We start from the raw sequence: 20,131 nt of genomic DNA, 5'->3' as shown, positions 1-20,131 counted from the left end.
TAATGAACAGACTTTTTATAGCTGAAAAGCCATCTGTAGGTAAGGCTATAGCTGAGGCTTTAGGTAAATCAAAATCAGATAAAGGCTACTGTGAGACTAAGTCAGGTGATATTGTCACCTGGTGCTTCGGTCACTTAATGGAGTTAGCTACACCTGATGTGTATTTGCCTGACGATGTTCCTACAACCAAAAACGGATCAAAAGTTTGGAGAGAGCAGGATCTTCCGATTGTACCTGAAAGATGGAAGATTCAAGTAAAAGCAGACTGCAAAGCTCAGTTTAACGTTATCAAAAAGCTTGCTCAAAAATCTAACATCACTACTATTGTTAACTGTGGTGATCCTGATCGTGAAGGCCAGCTTTTAGTTGATGAAATTTTGTCTTTTATAGGCAATAAAAAGCCTGTTTTGCGTTACTGGGCTTCGGCTGTAGATAGTGTTTCAGTAAAAAGAGCTTTATCTTCACTTGAGTCTAATGAAAAATATATAGGCATGAGAAATGCTGCTTTAGGAAGAAGTCACTCTGACTGGCTTATTGGTATGAATGCAACAAGAGCATTTACTCTTGCTTCAAGAAGAAGTGGTAAAGGCTCTCTTCTCTCTGTCGGCCGAGTTCAGACACCAACGCTTAATCTTGTAGCTACACGAGATCATGAGATTAGTAACTTCAAGCCTCAAACTTATTATGTGTTTAAAGGTAACTTTAAAGCAGAAAATAAGACTTTTACCGCTACACTGCAGTATGGTGAAACTCAAAAAGGCCTGGATAGTGAAGGCAGGCTTATTGATCTTAATGTTGCAAGATTTTTACAGCAAAAATTAGCTAATGCCAAAAAGTCAAAAGTAATTGCGTTTGAGACAAAAAGAAAAGATAAGAATGCACCGTTAGTGTACTCATTAGCTTCAATTCAAGCAGAAGCAAATGCTAAATATGGCTACTCTGCAGAGCAAATACTCAATATATGCCAGGCACTTTATGAAAAGTACAAGCTCACTACTTATCCTCGTTCTGATTGTGAATACCTACCAACAGTTCAACATCAGGATGCTGCTAAGGTTTTAAAGTCCTTATACTCTTTTCATACAGAGCTGAAATCAATAATTTCGAAAGCAGATCCTTCAATAAAGTCCAAAGTATGGAACGATAGCAAAATAACAGCCCATCACGGAATCATCCCAACCCAGCAAGTAGGTAATTTATCTGAGTTGAAAGACGATGAAAGAAAGGTGTATATGCTTATTGTTAAGCGTTATTTAAGCCAGTTCTTTCCTTCTGCAAAACTTCTAGCTACAACAATCAAAATGGATGTGTCAGGCGAAGTATTCGCCTGTAAAGGCTCTGTAGTAGTTGAAAGTGGCTATTTAGCTGTTTATGGTGGTGAAGATGATGCTGTAGAGCAGGACAAAGACGATGAAAAAGAAGACTCTCAAAGTCTTCCAAAACTCTCTGTAGGTGAAATTGTTGATGTTCTGAAGATAAGTCCTGTAACAGCGCAGACAAAGCCTCCAGCATCTTTCACAGAAGGAACACTTATCAAAGCAATGCAAAATATTTATAACTTTGTACCAGATGGCCCTTTTAAGAAGGTTTTGAAAGATGGTGATGGTATTGGAACAAGTGCAACAAGAGCAGGCATTATTGCTGAATTGAAGAGAAAAGGCTTTTTAGAACTTGTTGGTAAAAAAATCAAAGCAACTCCTGTAGGAATAAGGTTATTAGAAGAGCTTCCTGATTTATGTAAAAATCCAGTACTTACGGCAATGTTTGAATCCCAGTTGAAACTTGTTGAAAGTGGTCAAATAACTTGTAAGCAGTTTGAAGAAAAGCAGAAGGCTTTCGCTCTTCAGCTTGTTGAAAAGGCTTCAAAATTGACTATTTCTCTGCCAGGCGGTTCAGTATCAACATCTAAAGGAGCAAAAATTCAAAACAATAGAGCTAGACCTTTAAAATCAAAAGTGAATCCCTTTAAAAGGAAATAGAAATGGAAAGTCCTCTTAATGCATATAGAGCATTTGTTCTTTCTGAAATATATAAGCTCGGAGATGATTTTGCTCATGTAATGGTGTCACTCAAAAATTCTCTGACTTCAAAGCAGGTTAATGCCTTATCCAAACGCTCTTTACAACTCATTGATAGAATTGAAAATCTGAACAGAATATTGTGGGCACTTGAAATCTATATCAAGAGTGATATCTTTAATAAGGAGAACTGTCAAGAAATTATCAGTATTTTTAACGAGTTAAGAGAAAATAACGAAATATCGGATATAAATTTAAGATTGAAATGTAGAAAAATAGTTGAATTGGTATTAGAATTAGTCGAAAGACAAAAACAAATATCACCTGATGAAATTGTTGGTTTAGTATAATCAAGATTTAATATAAGGAAATTAGTAAATGAAATTGTATTCTGCTATTGCTGTTACATTAGTTGCAACCGTCACTTTATCAGGTTGTGGCGAAAAGAAAATTGAGCCTAACAATTACCATTGCACTTATGACAGAGAAGAACTGGAATCTCTTTCAAGACAGGGAAAAATAGATGATGTAACCAAATATATTAAGGAGTGCAGGGTTAAAAAATTAGGTCAATATAATCCTGAAATGATAAAGTTGAAAGACAGAAACTGTGGTTTAGAATTGTTTGACAAAAAGATAACAGAAGCTGAATATAAAAAATGTGAACATGCTCCACAAGATCTTATTGAAAAGTGGAAAAAAGGAGCAGAGCAAATGTAATCTGCAATTCATAGACCTTGCATATGCAGGGCTTTTTAATAGGAGTTAATCAAATGAATCCGCAACTTGTTCAATTTTTGGTGGCTTGCAAAGCTCAGCTTGATTATTATGAATCCCTTGAAAAGTCATACTTCAATGCTAAACAGTCATGGATTGGTTGGTGCTTCTCTTCTCTTGTCTATATATTCTTGATTGCTCCTCCATGCGCTTGTCTGATTGGTTATTTGTCAAAACTTGTTTTCGTTGGTGACTATATTATTGGCGTGATTGGGCAGCAGAACTATGTGTATGTGTTAGTTGTTTTAAGTGCCGTGTTAATAGGTATCTATAGATATAAAAAAAGACAGTATGATAATAGTACGGTGAATAGTGTTAAAAAGATTTTCTCAAGTCCAGAATACTATTCATTTTATCAGCAGGTCTCTTCAGTTCTAGGTGAAAAGTATTGCACTGCCCATGCCTGCGGAAAGTTTCTTGAATACATTTCTAGTGGAAGATGTGCTGATCTTATGATGGCAAAGAACATCTATGAACAGGAACTAGCTCAAGAGAGACTCGAACAGACTATCAGAGAAAGAATTTCTGCAGATCTAGCAACTGAACAGCGTGAACAACGTGAACAGGCAGAACGAGAGGCTGAAGAACAGATGCGACAGAATGAATATCAAAGACAGCTAAATATGAATCGTTAGATTTATTCTATAATCTCAAAGAAGATGTGTAGATGTGTGACTCACAAACATTGAGGTGAATATGAGAATACCAGAGAAATTACCAAATCCTCCAAAGTATAGGGACTTCCCAGAAATGACAAAAGAAGAGTGGGAGGATTATTACGCTTGCAGAGAAAAGTATGATATTGAAATGACGGATGAAGAAATCGAAAGTATCTTTGAAGAATCAGATGCTTTATTCGAGAGAGGTCTCAACGAGGAGGCTTGCACAATATTAAATAGAATCCCTGCTGAGCCATTCACTGCAATTTCAGCCAAAATAGCAGGAGGTTTTAGGGCAATTAAATTCCTTAATCTCTCAAAAGCAAAGAAGGTTTACCCTGATGAGTTTTAATTCTTCAAATAATTTCTCTCATCAATGGTTTTCCTCAAAACAAAGCAGTTTCCCTTTTGATTTTGCTTCGTCTGATATTTTTTTGAAAGCAGTAAAATATTCAAATGAAACAGAATTATCTTTTAAACGATTTTGTGAGACTAGGGCAGGAAGTAGTTTAAAACCATTTGATCTTGGTTGTTCAAAATTATCAAATATACTTAAAAATGTTGCATTAGAAGGCAATATTAGCAAAATTGCTGAAATGGACTGTTTTATGGTAGGGTTATGCAGTTATCTTGAAATGTGTATGCATAATGGTGATAGAGCAAGGCAAGAAGGTGCATTAAACAATTTTTCAAAGCAGATAGACTGTTTAAAAGGGATTAAACGGTTTTGTGCAAACTACAAAACTTATGAAAGTTACATACCTCAAATTCAGGCTGCAGTACCAGGTGTAGATAGACAGTTTGCTCAGGGATTACCTTTAGATTCTGTTCATAGAAGTTTAAATAGCATCATTGCATCTTTGCGCAACATGAATTTTGCCAATTACCTTTCTCCTGAATATTCAGAACTTTTAAATACAAGAGAAACATCCTTAAAAAGAGCAAAAGCACTACATGCTCAACAGCAAATCGCATTTATGGATCGTTACTCTGCTGATTTCCCAATAGACAGCCAGTCTGAGATTTTCCTTAATAAAAGAGATGCATTAGTCAAGAGTATTGATTCTGTACTAGAAAAAACTGCATTGGCTCTTTCAGCGAAAGGAGACAAGTCTCAAGAGTTAAACTCTAGCAAGAAAACAAAATCTTCACCTGATATCGAGCGATAAAAGAGGACTTCTATGAATATGAAGCAAAACAGGAGTACCCTGATGAATTTTAAAATAAAATCAGGATACTGTAGGTATAATTACTTTCCCCAAAACTTGTCAGATATTAGAGATGTACAGTTATTTCCCCAATCTTCCATGATCCTTCGTCTTTCAGAAATGTGCTTTGTTCTATCGTAAGCTCCTTTCAAAGGATCTTTTCTTTCATGTAATAGACACAATTCAACGGCATCAACATTGTATCTTTTTGATGCGTTTTCATCAGCACTTGCCCAGCACTTGAAAGATGATCTTGCAGTGCCGTGTTGCGTAATTGGTACAGGCTTGTTTGTTTTCGGATCGAGTATTGATTTATCAACAAATAAAGGTGTTGTCTTAAACCTCTTATGTTCTTCATTTAACTGATAAATAACAGCTTTAAAGACTGAATCGCTATATGCCTTGCATAAATTCGACACAAAAACTGTTTCAGAGCGTTTTTCTATCCACTTTAATAATTGTAAAGCTGCTTTTGAGAGGTAAATAGTTCTGTTTGCATTTTCCTTTTTGTTTTTATCGTGAGCAAGAGGAATAGTCCAGGTTTTCTCACGATAGTCAATTTCAGTCCATTCCATGAGCCTTACGGCCTTAGATCTTGTTGCCGTTAGAATGGAAAAGATTAGCTCATAGGCAGGGACTGTATGTCGATTGAAACATGCTTTTATCAGTTTTGGTACATCTTTCCAATCTAGTGCTGCGTTATGAGATGGTTGTTTCTTCTTTGAATTTAAGGATTTGAGGATTATTCCCAGGCTTCCATCCATATCAACTGGATTCGAGTCCGTGCGATACTTTTTTAAAATTGCATAATCAAAAACTCCTTTTATATGACCTTTAAGTTTTGAGGCCATGAAAGGTTTGTTTACATATGGATCTTTTAAAATCTTCAGAATATCATCCGGTGTGATAGCACTGACATCCATATTCTGAATAACTGGATATGCGTAAGTTACCATCATAGATGAATAATCTCTTTTTCCTTTCATAGAATGTTTAAAAGCACCACTTTCTTCTCTGAAGTTTAAATACTCATCGCTTACTTTCCAGAAAGGATGTTTAATCGTTGTCTTTTTAGCTTCTTTTTCGTCTTTTTTTCGTTGAGCTCTTTTTACTTCGGCTGGATCTTCTCCGTTAAAAACCATCTGTCTGTATTTTAGGCAGAGTTTTTTTGCATCCTTGTAGGAAATAAGTTCACTATTTCCAATAGTGCAGAATTTCTGCTTTCCTTGAAAGTAATAGCGAATTTGATAGGTTGAAGAGAATTCTGTTTTTCGCAAAACAAGACCAAAAGAGCCTCCCAATGAAAAGATTCCTTTTTGTTTGCTCTTTATCAGTTTTTTTAATTCACTTGTCTTAATTTGAGGAAGAATTTTAGGCATAATACACGGTAATAATAAAAACTAATCGATAATCCCCTCTTAAATGCTCTTAAATGGTAAAATGACAATAGAGTAAGAAAGGGAAATTTTTGCTAGCAATCATCGTACTTAATTTAATAACGATGTATAAAAATAACGCTTTGAAAAATAAAGTAAAAATTACTTGTATTATAGCCATTCTCTAATTGAGAATGAGTCTTTTTTGTTTCTTTTAAGGCCTGCATGTTCATCAATAATTTTAATCTGAATATTGAGAGCATTCCAAATCTGTTCCATGTTTTCACTTTTAACAAAGTCCTTTATGCCATCCCTGATCTTTCCTGGAAGAGTTTGGTATTTAGCATCTACCAAGTCATCAATTGCCTTTAAAAAGCGGTTTGGTGATACAATTCTTTCAAGAATATCTTTATTGGTTAAGTTTTTCTTCATATATATAAAATAAATGTAACTTTGTTTGTTGATGTTGATAATAACACGTATTAAAAGTGAATTGGTAAAAATTATTGTCCTTATAATACAATGAAATAATAATTTTTTCTTTCTAAAATAAGGAATTAAATTTTTAATATTTTTTGATATACTTTGATGTTTAAGAAATTTTGATGTAGAATAAAAAATGAGCCTAAACAAAAAATGTTTAAGCTCATTTCCCAAAACCAAAAACTGGAGTAATTATATCATGGTTTGTTGTGAAAACCAAGGTGTAATGACTGAATCTCATGCTGTACTCGGTATCAGCACCAGTCGTCATTACAGTATTAAATCATTGAATTGTCAGAATATTTCTTCTGATTTCTACTGTTCAAATTTTTCAAATTATTTTTTCAAAATTTTAACTTTGGCTTAAATAAGCCATTGTTACATTCCTTATCTGCTGATAGAGCAAAAACTGACAAAAACAACACTAAAAAAATCGATATTTTGTGTGAAAAAAGAGTCTGTTATTCTGCCAAGTCCAAATCATAAGACACATAGAAAGATTAGTATAATTAGATCTGATATCTGTAACTTATGGGACATTCTTTTATGGCGACAACACACATAGATCGAGATCACAATGATGTTGTAGCCAGTTTTTTTACCAGTTTTAGGCAGATTTATCTGCCTTGTGTTGTGGCTTATTTTATTAAGCCATGACCAAAAGCCTCAGTTGTTACCAACAAAGGCGTTCTTTAACAATGTGATTCAGAAATCAAACTCTAACGGAGTTTTCTTTTGCTTTTAATCTTGCTACTTCGTCTTACCAGATTAGCAAGCATGAAGCTGTCATCTATCTGGTTCTCATGACCTGTAATTTCAAGGTTATCAGGTACATCATTACCTGTAGGTTCAGGCTCTTTGTAAAAGATCCCAATGAATCTTTCATCGTTCTCTATTTCTGTCATATCTTTAGTAAAGAATGCTTTTAGGAACATGAAGTTGGTTTGAGCTTTCCTTGCTAAAATCTGTAAGCTTTCAAAAGACCAAGGCTTACCATTGTAGTAAGGGACATGATCTCTAATGTAGCTTAATACATTGCAGGCAATCTTGGTGTAGACAGTTGAGTTCTCGATGTACTCTTTATTTCTTAAAGGTAATGCATCCTGACCAAAGACTACATCAATCACCCAGTGGCGACTTTCAATCTGCCATCTTGAGAGAATGATATCTTGCATAGTAGCAGCAAAAGAAGGGTCTAAACCATCAGGTGTAATAGAGCTAATAAAGAACTTGTCTTCTCTGTCTTCAGTCTGAACACCAGAACTTTTATAAATTCTGCTTGTTCTTACTCTGATTACAGAATGAACATGAGTCCATTTTCTTTTCAAGTCGGTGCTTAATATATCTTCAGCACTGAGAATAGATATTTCTTTAGTCTCTATTCTGCCATGGTCAGTACTGGTTCTGGATGAAGACAGAACTTCACCTTGAAATTTATCTACATCTAGCCAGCTGAATGCTTCTTCAATTACGTCAAAGAGCTCTCCCTGGTTAGCTTTAAGGCTGACTAAGAAGTCTGCAAATGCTTTTACTACAGCATCTAAGGTTACAGCTCTGGTATTGATAGCATCCCAGGTGAGAATACAGTTTCTAAGGTTTAAAGTTGCTATCATCTCAAGGATTGCTTCTGCTTCATGGTTCTTCTTATCTACAGCTCTCTGAGAGATGGTTAAACCATACTTGGTTGAATACAGACTGACCAAATCATAGCCGGTGCTCTTACGGGCATCATTACCTTTCTTGGTCTGTCTTGTAGCTCTGATATTCTGTCCATCAGCTGCTATAACATCTCTTTTAGATAATGGAACTTCATCTTCTGATGATTGTGAGTTCTTTTGGTATTCCGAAAAGTACTCTGTCAAGAACTTGATTGTTTCCTCTGTCTTTACGCCTGATATAACTCGTCTGATGGTTTGTTCACTTGGAACTTCATCATCTAAACCATAGAACATAGACTTTAAGGACTCTAAGTTCTCTAACCAGAATAACCTTTGTGTTCAGCTGTTATTGTTTCCTGCAATTCTAGCCATAATGACTACTGATGCTATTACTGAGAAACAATATTTAATGGCAGTCTGACATCTTGGATCATTGAAGTTTAGTTCAATAATTCTCTGTAAGAACTGTGCATCCTTTTTATCGAAGTTTTCTTCTGGTGTCATACTAATATTCTTATGTTATTTCATTAAGTTACAGAGCATAGAATATTAATACTTTAACCTAAAGTTTGATCTCTGAATCACATTTTTAAAGAGCGAAATCAGTGTTGTAACTAACTGATTAATTTACATTAATTTTTTTCTGAACTACTTTGCTACTTTGTGATGTAGTTCAAATGGTGTGGTCGCCATAACATTCTTTTATAAATCTATAGAAGATGGCTATTCAAGGTGTAATGTTAATTTGCTTATATATTGTTACTACTATCAATGAGAAAATAGGTCCTGTCGAAAGCAAAAATATAGAAAAGAAGAATAAAAATCTGATTTAGAATGGTAATTCAAACGTTGATGTAATCTTTAATGTCATCATAAATATAAATATGAACTATAATCAGTGCTGAAAGATATTTTATAGGTTGGCAAAATGAATAGAAAAAATAGTTTTGAATCTAGGAATATAAGTCCAGGTCAGGCTTTTTTTGAGAAAATGTGCAATCCTCAAATTTTGAGAGAAAATCTAAAAAAAGCAATTGAAAAAAGCTGGGCTGCAGGCGTACCTATCATAAGACAGGATAAAAAAGGGATTTACGAATTATATGCTGACGGCACAAAAAAATATGTACGTTTATTTTCCTGAGAATAGGAAATAGGTATTATCTTTCTATGTCCTTCTTTTTATAGAAATTTACTTTTCCATTTTCTGGTTCAAAAAGATCTGCCTACTTAGTATGGCAGATCGTTAACCAACCAAACCCTTCTGCTAAAATTGCTTAAGGTCTTGGGTATGATTTTCTTAAAGACCTTATAAAGCCATTTCTTCGATATTAATCTTTAGATCGTTACAGATTTTTTCGACATCTGGATCTAATTCATCAGTATCAATGCATTCAAAATCATCTGTTTTTATATCACCATGAAACTGCAGTTCAAAATACTTAAACTGAGGAACCATATCTCCAAATAGATCATCAATTTTGAAAAAGTTATCAGCCGTTATTTTCTTATCTATTATTCCTTTTGCAATAATTTCAAGGTTTTTAAATGATCCTGCATTTTGAGGCGCCATTATTATGTTTAGCAATGGATGATTAGGAAAAGATACAATGCAACTTGCTTTAGGATTATCAAGATAACTAGGCACTAAAAAATTATAACTTCCAAAATCTAATGTTGATCCAACACTTATTGTTGTTCTATTAAAAAGTTTCTCTTTTTTTAATCTAATGACACTCATTCCATACTGAAATCCCATGTCAGCAGTGGCAAAAAAGTTCCTTCTTCTGTCTTTACATGAAAGATATCCAAATCTTGGGTAGTCTGAGTCTTTTAATTCTTCTGTGTTACAGTTAAACAGGTGCACTGTACTGTTTATACGGGACTTTCCTCCGCCAAAGCTTGCAGATCCTGATGCTTCTAAAGCATTCTTTAGTCTTCCTGATAATAAGATCTGTTTAAGCGTTTGTGTATGAACTCTTACGTAGAACTCGCCTTCTTCAATTATCTCTTTTAAAAAAGGCTCAATAATTGAAGCTAAAGTTTTGTAGTTAGGATGTGCCTGTAATGATGAGTAATAGTTCTTTTCATATTCATCAAAGTTCTTTAATGTTGCAATTGCCATTTTGTTCCTTGTATAGATAAGAGTGATTACATACTTATTATAATAATAAGATCTACAGAAAAATTTGAATAGTTCAAAAGTTAAAGGCAAGGTCAAAAAAAGAATTCTTCTTAATTTACAAAATAATTAAAAAACAGGCGTGAAAGAAACGTATTTTGATTTTAAAACTGTATTGTATTGCTATTTTTACAGTGATTTGCACTACATTGGTGCTAATAAACTAATTTAAAAAAAAGTATTGTCATATTTATCATAATTCCTTAAAGTTGACGCCGCAAAAAAAAACAACGCCGGTCACATTGTTTGGCCGGGATTTTTTATCGGAGACACAAAGGTCTCTAAGTCGAGGTGTACAATAAGACAATGAAACAGTCACTTTTAACTAATGCTGACTTAAAAAAAGCTGTTAAAAAATTCGGTTCTCCATTCTTAATTCAGGATCTCTCCAAAGTACAGAACCAGTATCTTCAACTAAAGCAAGCCTTGCCTAATTTCAGACTTCACTATGCTGTAAAACCACTACCTGACGCTAATGTTATAAGAGCATTAAAAGCAGTTGGTGCAAGTTTTGATCTTGCAGGAAATGGAGAAATAGATCTTGTAAAGAGTCAGGGGGTATCTCCTAACGATTGCATTCATACGCATCCTATCAAAAAAGACAGTGATATTCGTTATGCATTGGAATTTGGCTGTTCAGTATTCGTCTATGACAATCTTTGTGAACTTAAAAAATTCATTCCATACAAGAAGAATGTTCAGTTACTTTTAAGATTAAGTTTCCCAAATCCAGAAACTCCTGTAGATCTATCAAAGAAATTCGGTTGCACCCCAGATGAGGCAATGGATCTGCTAAAGGCTGCCTGTGAACTTGGAATTAACGTTGTTGGACTTTCTTTCCATGTTGGTTCACAAGCACCTAACCCTAAGCGTCACGTAGAAGCTATTGAAACATGTAACGGTATCATCCGTCAGGCTCAAGCAGATGGAATTGACCTTAAGATCCTTGATATTGGCGGTGGATTCCCTGTTGATTATTTAAATGCAGAAGATACTGATATTGATGCATTCTGTGCTCCAATTCGTGAAGCTTGCAACAAGCTTCCTGTGAATCTCGAGCTTAAAGCAGAGCCTGGTCGATTTATTGCAGCACCATGCATGATTTCTGTTTCATCAGTTGTTGGTGTTTCTCGTCGCCAGGATGTTCCTTGGTACTATGTAGATGATGGCGTTTATGGAAGCTATAGTGGTCAGATTTTTGATCATGTAGTTTATCCAAAATCAGTTATTTCTGACAGCCCACTAACTGAAAAGAGTGTACTAGCAGGTCCTACTTGCGACAGTATTGATATTCTTGCTGAGGGTATCAATTTACCACACCTAAAAGTTGGTGATCTTCTTGTAGGAAGAATGATGGGGGCTTATACATCTGCAACAGCAACCGAGTTCAACTTTATTCCAAAAGCAAAAATTATTTCTGTTGAATCTCTTGAAAAACTTCATGAAGAGCTAAATTCACAAGATGATTCTGTTACAACTCTTGAGATAGAGCAGAAAGCTCGTTTAGCTTAAATTCAAACTACAAGGCGGAGCTTACTCCGCCTTTAATGATTAGATTTTCCATTCAATTGTTTTATCTATAGCACCATCACCGAATGTAAACTGAGCTAGTGAATTCTCCTTGCACTGAATACACAAAAAACGTATACCGTTTTCTTCAGCTTTTATACATCGTTTAACGGATGGAGCCATTCTGAATACAGATCCTTTTTCAACTTTTATAGTTTCACCATCTGCGTATACAAAACCTGAACCTTCTAACACTACATACACTTCTTCATTCTCTTTGTGGTAATGGAAAAAAGGTGCTTGTGTATTTGGGGCCATATTATTAATAGAAACTTCACATCCAGTGAGATTTAAAAGATCATGCAGCTCTGTTCTATCTGAATTTAGATCTACTGATTTAAATGTGTATGATTCCTTGCTCATTTTTATCTCCTTTATATGTCGATATGTTTACTGTATAGTGTTGAATTATTATTTATTGTTTGCCTAAATGTAAGATACTAATAAATTTATTAGCCACTAATAAATTTCTTTGTAAGGATAAAATATGTATCAGAAGAAAAAGCAAGAAGACATTCGCTGTCCACTTGAGTATGCAATTTCTCTTATAAGTGGAAAATGGAATAGCCGTGTTCTTTGTGTTCTTCATACATATGGCACCGTTAGATATTCAAAGATTAGAGATGAGCTTGTATCAGTTTCCGACGCTGTATTAAGTGCAACTTTAAAAGAAATGCTAAATAAAAATCTGATTGTAAAACATGTTTTATCAACAGAACTGACGCCTCATGTTGAGTATAGTCTTTCAGATTATTGTAAAACTCTTCTACCTGCACTGCAGGAGTTGTGTAAATGGGGTGGCGTTCATTTTACAAGTCATGATGAGAGCATTCCTTTGTGTAAAAGATGTGGTTGCAATACAAATATGAAAAAAGAACCTTAAGTTACTCTGTAAGTAAGACTCATTATGTATGTCTTAAGCCGAATACAAAGCTGATACTGCTTTCTTCTTCAACTTCCTTTTGTTTACTCTGATCAACAAGCTCATAATCAAGGTTGTCGTATTCAAATTCATTTTCAATATTTTCAATATCCAAATCCTTTTTTCTGTATCTAAGTTTTCTAATAAGTTCTCGTTCTGATTGGCAGTTATCAACGATATCCATTCCTACAATAAGGGTAATAGCATCCATTATTTTTGTAGTTTTATGAGCAATCTTTATATAAATAGTCTCGTTTTTTTCTTTATCTAGAGGAATTATTCTTATCAGTTTGGAATTCTGAATTGCCTCTTCAATAACATTAAGTGATGAAACTTTATGAGTTATAGATAAATAATGATTTATGCAATAAAGAAAGCTCTGTTTTAAAATATGCTTAAAAATTGCAATATAGCTATCCTTATCTAAATTTGTTTTTGTTGCAGCACATAGGCTGTCATATTCTTTTGCAACAGTTTGATACCACGGAAATCTTACTCTATCCAATCTTTTAATATATTTTTCAAAACGAGTCCTTGTATTAAAGATGATTTCCTTACATTCTTCATCTGTGCTTCGTTCATGAATCAGATCTACCTTTTCATTAAAAAAAGCATTTGATCTTTTAAGGGTAAAGGCTTCAGGAATAAGATATTCAAGCATCATATGAAATACTTTTTCCTCGATATTAAATGCCAGATCCCGGTAGTATTTTCTCTGCAGATATTTGAAATAATAATGAAGGTTTAAATATGCATCCCAGAACCTTTTTAATGGTTCATTTGCATAATAGATAAACTGATATCCATTGTTTAGGTTGGCGGATAGCTCATTCTCTTGAGCCTTTATTGTAAGGTTTTCATATAACCGCTGTTCAGATTTTGCAATTTCGCCTTTATTTTTCAGTGTTGCTTTCAGATGTTCAATAAAAAGAGGATCCTTTTTTAGTAAATCATCTAATTTACCAAGTTTATCGATGGTTTTTCTTACAATTTTGCCATCACTCTTTCTTCGCCTGTTTTCGACTACATATACGTATTTACAGTTACGAACCATTCTTATCTGAACATACATAAATGCACCTATATTGTGTAAGGAGTTATTTTTAGTATAGAAAAGAATGATTTTTTTGAGAAATTCAAATATTGAATATGATACATACGGTATTAATTATTCTCTACATAAAGAAAACATGTTATATAATATGCAGTTTACAATTTTTTTAGGAGTTACCATGGCAAACATCAGACCAAGGGAACGTGCTGCAATTATCCAATCTTTAAGAGCGGGTGTTACTCCACGAACAGGACTTGAATATATTCAGGTTGGAAGAGTTAATGAAGTAAAAGCTCTAATCGAAGACATTGATAATATTATTCAAGGTGGCAGTGCCTTCAGAATGGTTATTGGTGATTTTGGTGCCGGTAAATCCTTCTTCCTTCAGCTTATTCGCTATATTGCGCTAGAAAAGGGACTGGTTGTAATCAATGCCGATTTATCACCAGACAGAAGAATATTTGCATCGTCCGGTCAGGCAAGATCTCTTTATAAGGAATTAACAAGAAATCTTGCAACAAGAGCTCATCCAGAAGGTAATGCTATGGTTCCTCTTGTAGAGAAATTCATAACAGAGCAAAGAAGAATTGCAGATGAGACTGGTCGTGACGTAGAGCAGGTGATTAAAGAAAAGCTTTCGTCTCTGTCAGAGCTTGTTGATGGATATGATTTTGCTCAGGTAATTGCAAAATACTGGCAGGCATACAACGAAGACAATGAAGAGTTAAAAGGCTGTGTAATCCGTTATCTTCGTGGTGAATATACAACTAAAGCAGATGCAAAAAGAGATCTTGGTGTAAGAGCAATAGTTGAAGATTCAAATGTTTATGATCACATCAAACTGTTATCAAGATTTATAACTCAGGCAGGATATAAAGGTCTTTTAGTAAATCTTGATGAAATGGTAAATCTGTACAAATTACCATCTCAAAGAGCAAGAACTTCTAACTACGAACAGCTTTTAAGAATATTAAATGACTGTCTTCAAGGATCAGCACAGAACATTGGTTTTATGTTCGGTGGTACACCTGAATTTTTGATGGATCAGAGAAAAGGTCTGTACTCATATGAAGCATTACACTCAAGACTTGCAGAAAATACCTTTGCAAAAGTAGCAAATGTTGTTGATTACAGAAGTCCTATTCTCATGCTGCAGAATCTTTCTCCTGAAGAAATTTTTGTTCTGCTTTGCAATATCAGAAATGTATTTGCATCTGGCAAGAGTGAAAACTACCTTTTACCTGATGAAGCGTTAAAAGCTTTTTTAGTACACTGTTCAAAGAATATCGGTGATGCATATTTTAGAACACCAAGAAATACAATTAAGGCATTTGTAGATCTTTTATCAGTTATCGAGCAGAATCCTGATCTTTCATGGCAGGCACTGATTGGCTCTATTAAGATTGAATCAGAAACAGATACCTCTTTGGTTACAATAGTAAAAGGTCAGACTCTGTCATCAGATGAAAATTCTTCATCTCAGGATGATGAGGATGACGATGATCTGACTTCATTTACATTATAGATATGAATGAACAAAGCCTCGAATTACTAGATCCGTCATTAATCAGATGGATGCATAAAAAAGGGTGGCAGTCTTTACTTCCTATTCAGGAGTTGGCGGTTAGGCCTATTCTCGAGGCAAAGACAGACGTTATTATTTCTGCATCGACTGCAAGTGGAAAAACAGAAGCAGCTTTTTTACCATCAATAACAGCAATTCACAAAAATCCTGAAAAAACAGGAATCAGGATTTTATATATCAGTCCTCTAAAGGCTCTGATTAACGATCAGTGCAGAAGGTTAGAGCAGATGTGTGAATTCAGTGCTGACAATGTAACTCCTTGGCATGGAGATGTCAGTGCAAGCAAGAAAAAGAATCTGAAAAACTCTCCATCTGGAATCATCCTTACAACACCTGAATCTTTAGAATCAATGCTTATTAACCATGTTCAATGGATTAAAGAAAGCATGAAGTATTTAAGTTATGTTGTAATAGATGAATTTCATGCATTTATGGGCACACAAAGAGGTTATCAGCTTCAGTCCCAGCTTCACAGATTAGAGAATCTTATTGGTAAGCTAGTCCCAAGAATAGCTCTATCAGCTACATTTTCAGATGCAACATCTGTTTCATCATATTTAAGACCAAATTCAAAAGTTAGGTGCAGAATTATTACAGCACCTAAAGGCAGTGAAGATACATTAAGTGTTCAGATAAAAGGTTATGACAAACCTTTTGAGCCGGATTCTTTTTTTAAGGATAATCAAAGCGATGATAATTCCCTTAAAGAGCAGTTACAGGATTCAGCTGAAAACCAGCCTTCTTTAGAGGAAAATGCTTATTCAAAGATATCAGATGATATTTTCAGACTTCTAAGAGGCAAAAATAATCTTGTGTTCTGTAATTCAAGATCTGCAACAGAAGAAATTGCAGCAAAACTTGAAATGAAGTGCTCTGAGAATTTTGTCCCAAACGAGTTTTTTCCTCATCATGGATCCTTATCAAAGGATTTAAGAGAATCACTTGAATACAGATTGCAGGAAGGAAGATGGCCTACAACAGCAATCTGCACAGCTACACTTGAACTTGGTATTGATATCTCAGATGTAAATTCAATTGGCCAGGTTGATCACCCTATTTCTGTTGCATCATTAAGACAGCGTCTAGGACGAGCTGGACGTCGTGATCACAAAGCTGTATTGCGTGTATTTCTTCCTGAAGGTGAGAATAATTCTAATCATGAGGAGCTTTATGAAGATACTGTTATGACAGTAGCGATGATAGAGCTTCTTCTAGAAAGATGGTATGAACCACCTTTATCACATGAGTATTCATTTTCAACGCTCCTTCAGCAGACACTGTCTGTTATAGCTTCATTTGGATCTGTAAGTGCAAAGGCTCTTTATGAGCTTTTATGTCAGACAGGACCATTCTGTCTTTGTACTCCTAAAGTATTTGCTGCTTTTTTAAGATCACTTGGTGAACATGATTTGATTGTACAGTTAAACGATGGTTCACTCACTTTAGGTTTGAATGGTGAAAGTCTAGTTTCAGAGTGGAGTTTTTATGCTGCCTTTGATACGCCACAAGAATATCTGATTGAACATGATGGTCATATAATTGGATCAGTTCCTTTAAATTATGAACTTGAAGTGGATTCTACATTCCTGTTCGCAGGCAGAGGATGGAGAGTGGTCTTCTTTTCATCAAAACGACATGTTATCAGCGTTAAACCTTATCAGTATGATACACAGCCTTTAACAGTAAATGGAGCATCAGGTAGAATATATGACATCATTCGAGAACGAATGAGAGATATCTATCTGCAAAAAAAGGTGCCTGCTTATTTAAATAAAAAGGCTAAAGAGCATCTTTTAAGAGGCATTGAGTTGTTTAATCTTTTCAAACTTGATAGATGCCACTACTACGAAGGTGCAAAGGGTATTTCTCTGTTCCCATGGAAAGGTGACAGAGTAATGCAGACTATTGTTCTTTTACTTAGAAAAGAGAATATAAAAGCAAGTCTGTACAAGTCCCATATTGAGCTTGAATTTGTTCCTATGGATTCTCTTAAGGTTGCAGTTTATAACATTATCAATAATTCAGAAATCAATCCTGTTGATCTGGTAAAGAAGATCCGCCATCTTGATAGAGATAAGCATGATGAATATATCTCTCTTGAATTAAAACAGATGGCTTATGCTCATAGTGAGCTAGATCTTCAAGGTGCTATGGAATTTTTACGTATTCTTAAAAAAGAACTTAGTTAAGAATATCTACTAAAGCTTTTGTAATTTTCATTAAATGGTCCTGAAAAAATCTTGCTAGATATTTGATTACAACATTTTTGGTTTCAGGTCCCTTTACACAGATGACAACCTTTTTGAGAATTTGGAAGTAATCATCAAAAAAGGTTGCATTGAAAAGATCCTGCGACAGCTGAAAATTAATTTTTACCGCTTTATCTCTTGCAAATCCGTTTATATTATCCAAGCACCTTTTTATAGTTGTGCATTCGTTTATAAGTAATCTTTTTACTTCCTCATTTGATGCTGCAAGATGAGCTAATTCCTCTATCTTTTGTATATATCCATCAAAATATTCATGAGCTTCCTCGATTGTATCTCCTACAATAAAGATCTTGTCTGCGTCATCATAGAAATCTTCATTACGCAAAAAGAAATCATGGTATTCTTTAGGTTCTGTACTAGGTTCAATATTAAAACCAGAAAGCGTGGTTTCGAAAGATTTGACTAATCTTTCTCTTTTTTCAAAATCCTTTTTATTTTCTGCATTTAATTCTGCCAGAGTATTTTCAAAACTCTGCGTCTTGTTTTCATTTTCAATTTTATCTAGATAATGTTTTTCTACTGTATCCTTGTAATCGTTCATAAATCGGTTAATTACGCTTTCATTTTTATTTACGTAGTAAGTTACAGCTTGTCGAATATTGGTATTCATTAGCAGTTCCTTGTCGTAAAAATAAGGCTTATTTTTTAACTCCTCGTTTGTATCCCAGTCTTTAGGCGTATGAGCTTTTCCTATAAAAACAGGTCTTATAGCTTCAAGATACTGATCATCACATTCAGCATTTTCAAGGCATACGCAGATCGATTTTTTCAGGATCTTAAAGAGAATATCGTCTTCTTTTATGCAAAAGAGGTTGTATATTATCTCTTTGTCATCAAGTTGCTCACGGGTGTCTTTAACTAAGGAATTTGCAATGAGCAGTCCTGTTTTTAGAATTTGTATATGATCCTTTTTACACTCTTTGTAGATCTGCTTAATATTGAGAGTATCGTTTTTTAAGATAAATTCTCTTAGTGTTTCATTGATTGGATTGTATTCAACCTCATTTTTGTTATCTTCGTCAGATTTAACTATAAATGAATGTAAAGCTCTTCCAAGGCAGTAGGTTGTTGCGGTGAGCATGATCATAAGAGCTGCATCTTTTACAGAGTTATCTTCAAAATAATAGGAATTGTTTTTTCCAATTTTCAGTGCATACAGTATGATCTTATAGCTTAACGCAAGTATCGAACCTTTTGATTCATTTGTATTGAGAGGTCCAAAGAAATCGTTTAGTCTGTCTGTATAAAGCAGAATATGATCATCTGATAAATAGGATGTTTCCTTTATTAGCGCAACTGTACTTATAAACTGATCCTGATAATTGAATCCTGGGTTAACTTCAAATGTGTCATAGGTTTCTTTTGTATCATGATTTGTCTTAAGATTTGTTTTATCCTTTAGTACAAGGTATTCTAGTTCATTAAAGATTTTTGTATGACCAATATCTTTAATGAGCCTTTCACTTACTCTTTTTTCAATATTGAGATTTACTCTTTTATCAATTAAGTAACACAAATCCTTAACATCAAGAAAGAGTCCTTTGTTTTTATATTTTTTTCTAAAAAGCATATTTATATCTCCTAACATTATCATGATGATACGACAGAGATTTTTTTTGCTATGTTTAAAGTGGCGCAAAACGCCAATTGAAATAAAATTATTTTTATAAATCAAAAAGATATGATATTTGAACTTTTTTTGAAAAAAAATGCCACATACAAAGATGTGGCTTAAAGTATGTGTATTCTTTATGTAAGGAGACTTTTATACACAAGGCTAAAGGAGTAATTGAGGAAGGTATCTATACTTTCCTGACTGGATAATTCAATATAATTTCTCTTGTTTGCAGTAATTGAAATTATTCCTGAAATCATTGCCCACAATGCAAATACAGTTGAGAAATCTTTTAGATCCTGCTTGAAGATCTTTTTTTCTTTACCTTCTTTTAGGTATTCATAAATAACGGCATTTATTTTTTTGCCAACTTCATAGCATTCTTTTTCTTCGCCGGTAAAGTCACAAAGATCACCGACAACTCTTATTTCCTTTTGAGTTAAGGCAAAATAGAAAGGATACTGCTGCTGATAATTGTATAGTGCAATACACAAGGAAAAAAATCTTTCCTCAATACTTTTATCTTTATTCTGCATCTGCGCACTAATGATCTCATACAGTGTATTCATACTTCTGAGAACCAGATAAGATACAAGCTGCTCTTTATCTGCAAAGTAGACATACAAAGTAGCCTTACTGTAGCCTGCAAGCTTTGCTATTTCATTCATTGATGTATTTTCAATTATGGCGAAATTATGGATCAGCACTAAGTTCACACTTTTGAACAAAGTATAAACATTGGATGCATAATTCGTGTT

19 protein-coding genes and 1 pseudogene are annotated in these 20,131 nt (G+C 34.2%); 11 read left to right on the top strand and 9 right to left on the bottom strand.

The annotated features are described in order from the left end of the window. The first annotated feature begins 2 nt into the window (after positions 1 to 2). The 6 genes from J5V48_RS05060 (at position 3) to J5V48_RS05035 (ending at position 4,623) form a co-directional block, all read left to right on the top strand. Positions 3 to 1,979 (top strand): DNA topoisomerase 3, encoded by a 1,977-nt coding sequence (locus J5V48_RS05060; protein WP_219937483.1) that lies wholly within the window; start codon positions 3 to 5, stop codon positions 1,977 to 1,979. Positions 1,980 to 1,981: 2 nt separating this feature from the next. Further along, positions 1,982 to 2,368, top strand: coding sequence for a hypothetical protein (locus J5V48_RS05055; RefSeq protein WP_219937482.1), 387 nt, complete (start codon positions 1,982 to 1,984; stop codon positions 2,366 to 2,368). A 28-nt stretch (positions 2,369 to 2,396) separates the two neighbouring features. After that, a complete protein-coding gene (locus J5V48_RS05050) occupies positions 2,397 to 2,738 on the top strand; it encodes a hypothetical protein (protein ID WP_219937481.1) in 342 nt (113 codons plus the stop codon). A 53-nt stretch (positions 2,739 to 2,791) separates the two neighbouring features. Further along, positions 2,792 to 3,430 (top strand): hypothetical protein, encoded by a 639-nt coding sequence (locus J5V48_RS05045; RefSeq protein WP_219937480.1) that lies wholly within the window; start codon positions 2,792 to 2,794, stop codon positions 3,428 to 3,430. Between the two features lie 61 nt (positions 3,431 to 3,491). Continuing rightward, the gene (locus tag J5V48_RS05040; protein WP_219937479.1) at positions 3,492 to 3,806 is read left to right on the top strand and encodes a hypothetical protein; all 315 of its coding nucleotides are present in this window, start codon (positions 3,492 to 3,494) and stop codon (positions 3,804 to 3,806) included. Beyond that, a complete protein-coding gene (locus J5V48_RS05035; RefSeq protein WP_219937478.1) occupies positions 3,796 to 4,623 on the top strand; it encodes a hypothetical protein in 828 nt (275 codons plus the stop codon). The genes J5V48_RS05040 and J5V48_RS05035 overlap by 11 nt, the downstream gene beginning before the upstream one ends. 80 nt (positions 4,624 to 4,703) lie before the next feature. Here the strand turns inward: J5V48_RS05035 and J5V48_RS05030 are convergent, their stop codons facing one another. From J5V48_RS05030 to J5V48_RS05015, 4 genes and pseudogenes are all read right to left on the bottom strand, one after another. Continuing rightward, positions 4,704 to 6,041, bottom strand: a complete 1,338-nt coding sequence (locus tag J5V48_RS05030) for a tyrosine-type recombinase/integrase (RefSeq protein ID WP_219937477.1) — start codon at positions 6,039 to 6,041, stop codon at positions 4,704 to 4,706. Between the two features lie 168 nt (positions 6,042 to 6,209). Continuing rightward, positions 6,210 to 6,470, bottom strand: a complete 261-nt coding sequence (locus J5V48_RS05025) for a hypothetical protein (protein WP_219937476.1) — start codon at positions 6,468 to 6,470, stop codon at positions 6,210 to 6,212. Positions 6,471 to 7,240: 770 nt separating this feature from the next. After that, positions 7,241 to 8,485 (bottom strand): annotated as a pseudogene (locus tag J5V48_RS05020) (ISAs1 family transposase); the annotation flags it as partial. A 33-nt stretch (positions 8,486 to 8,518) separates the two neighbouring features. Then, complete coding sequence (locus J5V48_RS05015; RefSeq protein WP_219937474.1) at positions 8,519 to 8,683, bottom strand: hypothetical protein; 165 nt, start codon at positions 8,681 to 8,683, stop codon at positions 8,519 to 8,521. Positions 8,684 to 9,107: 424 nt separating this feature from the next. Between J5V48_RS05015 and J5V48_RS05010 the strand changes: the two genes are divergently transcribed. Continuing rightward, positions 9,108 to 9,320 carry a hypothetical protein gene (locus tag J5V48_RS05010; RefSeq protein ID WP_219937473.1) on the top strand — a complete coding sequence of 71 codons (213 nt, stop codon included), beginning with the start codon at positions 9,108 to 9,110 and terminating at the stop codon, positions 9,318 to 9,320. Between the two features lie 165 nt (positions 9,321 to 9,485). Here J5V48_RS05010 and J5V48_RS05005 read toward each other — a convergent pair whose 3' ends face one another. Then, a complete protein-coding gene (locus J5V48_RS05005; protein ID WP_219937472.1) occupies positions 9,486 to 10,301 on the bottom strand; it encodes a hypothetical protein in 816 nt (271 codons plus the stop codon). A 363-nt stretch (positions 10,302 to 10,664) separates the two neighbouring features. On the opposite strand from J5V48_RS05005, the gene J5V48_RS05000 reads away from it, so the two are divergent. Next, the gene (locus J5V48_RS05000; protein WP_219937471.1) at positions 10,665 to 11,870 is read left to right on the top strand and encodes a type III PLP-dependent enzyme; all 1,206 of its coding nucleotides are present in this window, start codon (positions 10,665 to 10,667) and stop codon (positions 11,868 to 11,870) included. Between the two features lie 39 nt (positions 11,871 to 11,909). Here J5V48_RS05000 and J5V48_RS04995 read toward each other — a convergent pair whose 3' ends face one another. After that, entirely contained in the window at positions 11,910 to 12,290 is a 381-nt protein-coding gene (locus J5V48_RS04995) for a cupin domain-containing protein (protein ID WP_219937470.1), read from the bottom strand. A gap of 124 nt (positions 12,291 to 12,414) precedes the next feature. Between J5V48_RS04995 and J5V48_RS04990 the strand changes: the two genes are divergently transcribed. Next, positions 12,415 to 12,810, top strand: a complete 396-nt coding sequence (locus tag J5V48_RS04990; protein ID WP_219937469.1) for a winged helix-turn-helix transcriptional regulator — start codon at positions 12,415 to 12,417, stop codon at positions 12,808 to 12,810. A 22-nt stretch (positions 12,811 to 12,832) separates the two neighbouring features. On the opposite strand, the gene J5V48_RS04985 is transcribed toward J5V48_RS04990, so the two are convergent. Then, positions 12,833 to 13,921, bottom strand: coding sequence for a hypothetical protein (locus J5V48_RS04985; protein WP_219937468.1), 1,089 nt, complete (start codon positions 13,919 to 13,921; stop codon positions 12,833 to 12,835). Positions 13,922 to 14,081: 160 nt separating this feature from the next. On the opposite strand from J5V48_RS04985, the gene J5V48_RS04980 reads away from it, so the two are divergent. Both J5V48_RS04980 and J5V48_RS04975 read left to right on the top strand, forming a co-directional pair. Continuing rightward, positions 14,082 to 15,428, top strand: coding sequence for an ATP-binding protein (locus J5V48_RS04980; RefSeq protein ID WP_219937467.1), 1,347 nt, complete (start codon positions 14,082 to 14,084; stop codon positions 15,426 to 15,428). A 2-nt stretch (positions 15,429 to 15,430) separates the two neighbouring features. Next, complete coding sequence (locus tag J5V48_RS04975) at positions 15,431 to 17,677, top strand: DEAD/DEAH box helicase (RefSeq protein ID WP_219937466.1); 2,247 nt, start codon at positions 15,431 to 15,433, stop codon at positions 17,675 to 17,677. Here J5V48_RS04975 and J5V48_RS04970 read toward each other — a convergent pair. Continuing rightward, positions 17,670 to 19,328 carry a hypothetical protein gene (locus J5V48_RS04970; RefSeq protein ID WP_219937465.1) on the bottom strand — a complete coding sequence of 553 codons (1,659 nt, stop codon included), beginning with the start codon at positions 19,326 to 19,328 and terminating at the stop codon, positions 17,670 to 17,672. The genes J5V48_RS04975 and J5V48_RS04970 overlap by 8 nt on opposite strands. Positions 19,329 to 19,507: 179 nt before the next feature. Beyond that, positions 19,508 to 20,131: TetR/AcrR family transcriptional regulator (locus tag J5V48_RS04965; protein ID WP_336244986.1), on the bottom strand; the 624-nt coding region annotated here is incomplete at its 5' end.

The organism is Succinivibrio faecicola (genome assembly GCF_019448115.1).
GTDB lineage: Bacteria > Pseudomonadota > Gammaproteobacteria > Enterobacterales > Succinivibrionaceae > Succinivibrio > Succinivibrio faecicola.
The sequence above is the reverse complement of the archived record's forward strand: the minus strand, read 5'-3'. Positions and strand labels throughout refer to the sequence as shown.

Excerpts from the sequence above, each read along its gene's own strand:
- J5V48_RS05060 (WP_219937483.1), top strand. The coding sequence starts at position 3 with ATGAACAGACTTTTTATAGCTGAAAAGCCATCTGTAGGTAAGGCTATA.
- J5V48_RS05055 (WP_219937482.1), top strand. The coding sequence starts at position 1,982 with ATGGAAAGTCCTCTTAATGCATATAGAGCATTTGTTCTTTCTGAAATA.
- J5V48_RS05050 (WP_219937481.1), top strand. The coding sequence starts at position 2,397 with ATGAAATTGTATTCTGCTATTGCTGTTACATTAGTTGCAACCGTCACT.
- J5V48_RS05045 (WP_219937480.1), top strand. The coding sequence starts at position 2,792 with ATGAATCCGCAACTTGTTCAATTTTTGGTGGCTTGCAAAGCTCAGCTT.
- J5V48_RS05040 (WP_219937479.1), top strand. The coding sequence starts at position 3,492 with ATGAGAATACCAGAGAAATTACCAAATCCTCCAAAGTATAGGGACTTC.
- J5V48_RS05035 (WP_219937478.1), top strand. The coding sequence starts at position 3,796 with ATGAGTTTTAATTCTTCAAATAATTTCTCTCATCAATGGTTTTCCTCA.
- J5V48_RS05030 (WP_219937477.1), bottom strand. The coding sequence starts at position 6,041 with ATGCCTAAAATTCTTCCTCAAATTAAGACAAGTGAATTAAAAAAACTG.
- J5V48_RS05025 (WP_219937476.1), bottom strand. The coding sequence starts at position 6,470 with ATGAAGAAAAACTTAACCAATAAAGATATTCTTGAAAGAATTGTATCA.
- J5V48_RS05015 (WP_219937474.1), bottom strand. The coding sequence starts at position 8,683 with ATGACACCAGAAGAAAACTTCGATAAAAAGGATGCACAGTTCTTACAG.
- J5V48_RS05010 (WP_219937473.1), top strand. The coding sequence starts at position 9,108 with ATGAATAGAAAAAATAGTTTTGAATCTAGGAATATAAGTCCAGGTCAG.
- J5V48_RS05005 (WP_219937472.1), bottom strand. The coding sequence starts at position 10,301 with ATGGCAATTGCAACATTAAAGAACTTTGATGAATATGAAAAGAACTAT.
- J5V48_RS05000 (WP_219937471.1), top strand. The coding sequence starts at position 10,665 with ATGAAACAGTCACTTTTAACTAATGCTGACTTAAAAAAAGCTGTTAAA.
- J5V48_RS04995 (WP_219937470.1), bottom strand. The coding sequence starts at position 12,290 with ATGAGCAAGGAATCATACACATTTAAATCAGTAGATCTAAATTCAGAT.
- J5V48_RS04990 (WP_219937469.1), top strand. The coding sequence starts at position 12,415 with ATGTATCAGAAGAAAAAGCAAGAAGACATTCGCTGTCCACTTGAGTAT.
- J5V48_RS04985 (WP_219937468.1), bottom strand. The coding sequence starts at position 13,921 with ATGTATGTTCAGATAAGAATGGTTCGTAACTGTAAATACGTATATGTA.
- J5V48_RS04980 (WP_219937467.1), top strand. The coding sequence starts at position 14,082 with ATGGCAAACATCAGACCAAGGGAACGTGCTGCAATTATCCAATCTTTA.
- J5V48_RS04975 (WP_219937466.1), top strand. The coding sequence starts at position 15,431 with ATGAATGAACAAAGCCTCGAATTACTAGATCCGTCATTAATCAGATGG.
- J5V48_RS04970 (WP_219937465.1), bottom strand. The coding sequence starts at position 19,328 with ATGCTTTTTAGAAAAAAATATAAAAACAAAGGACTCTTTCTTGATGTT.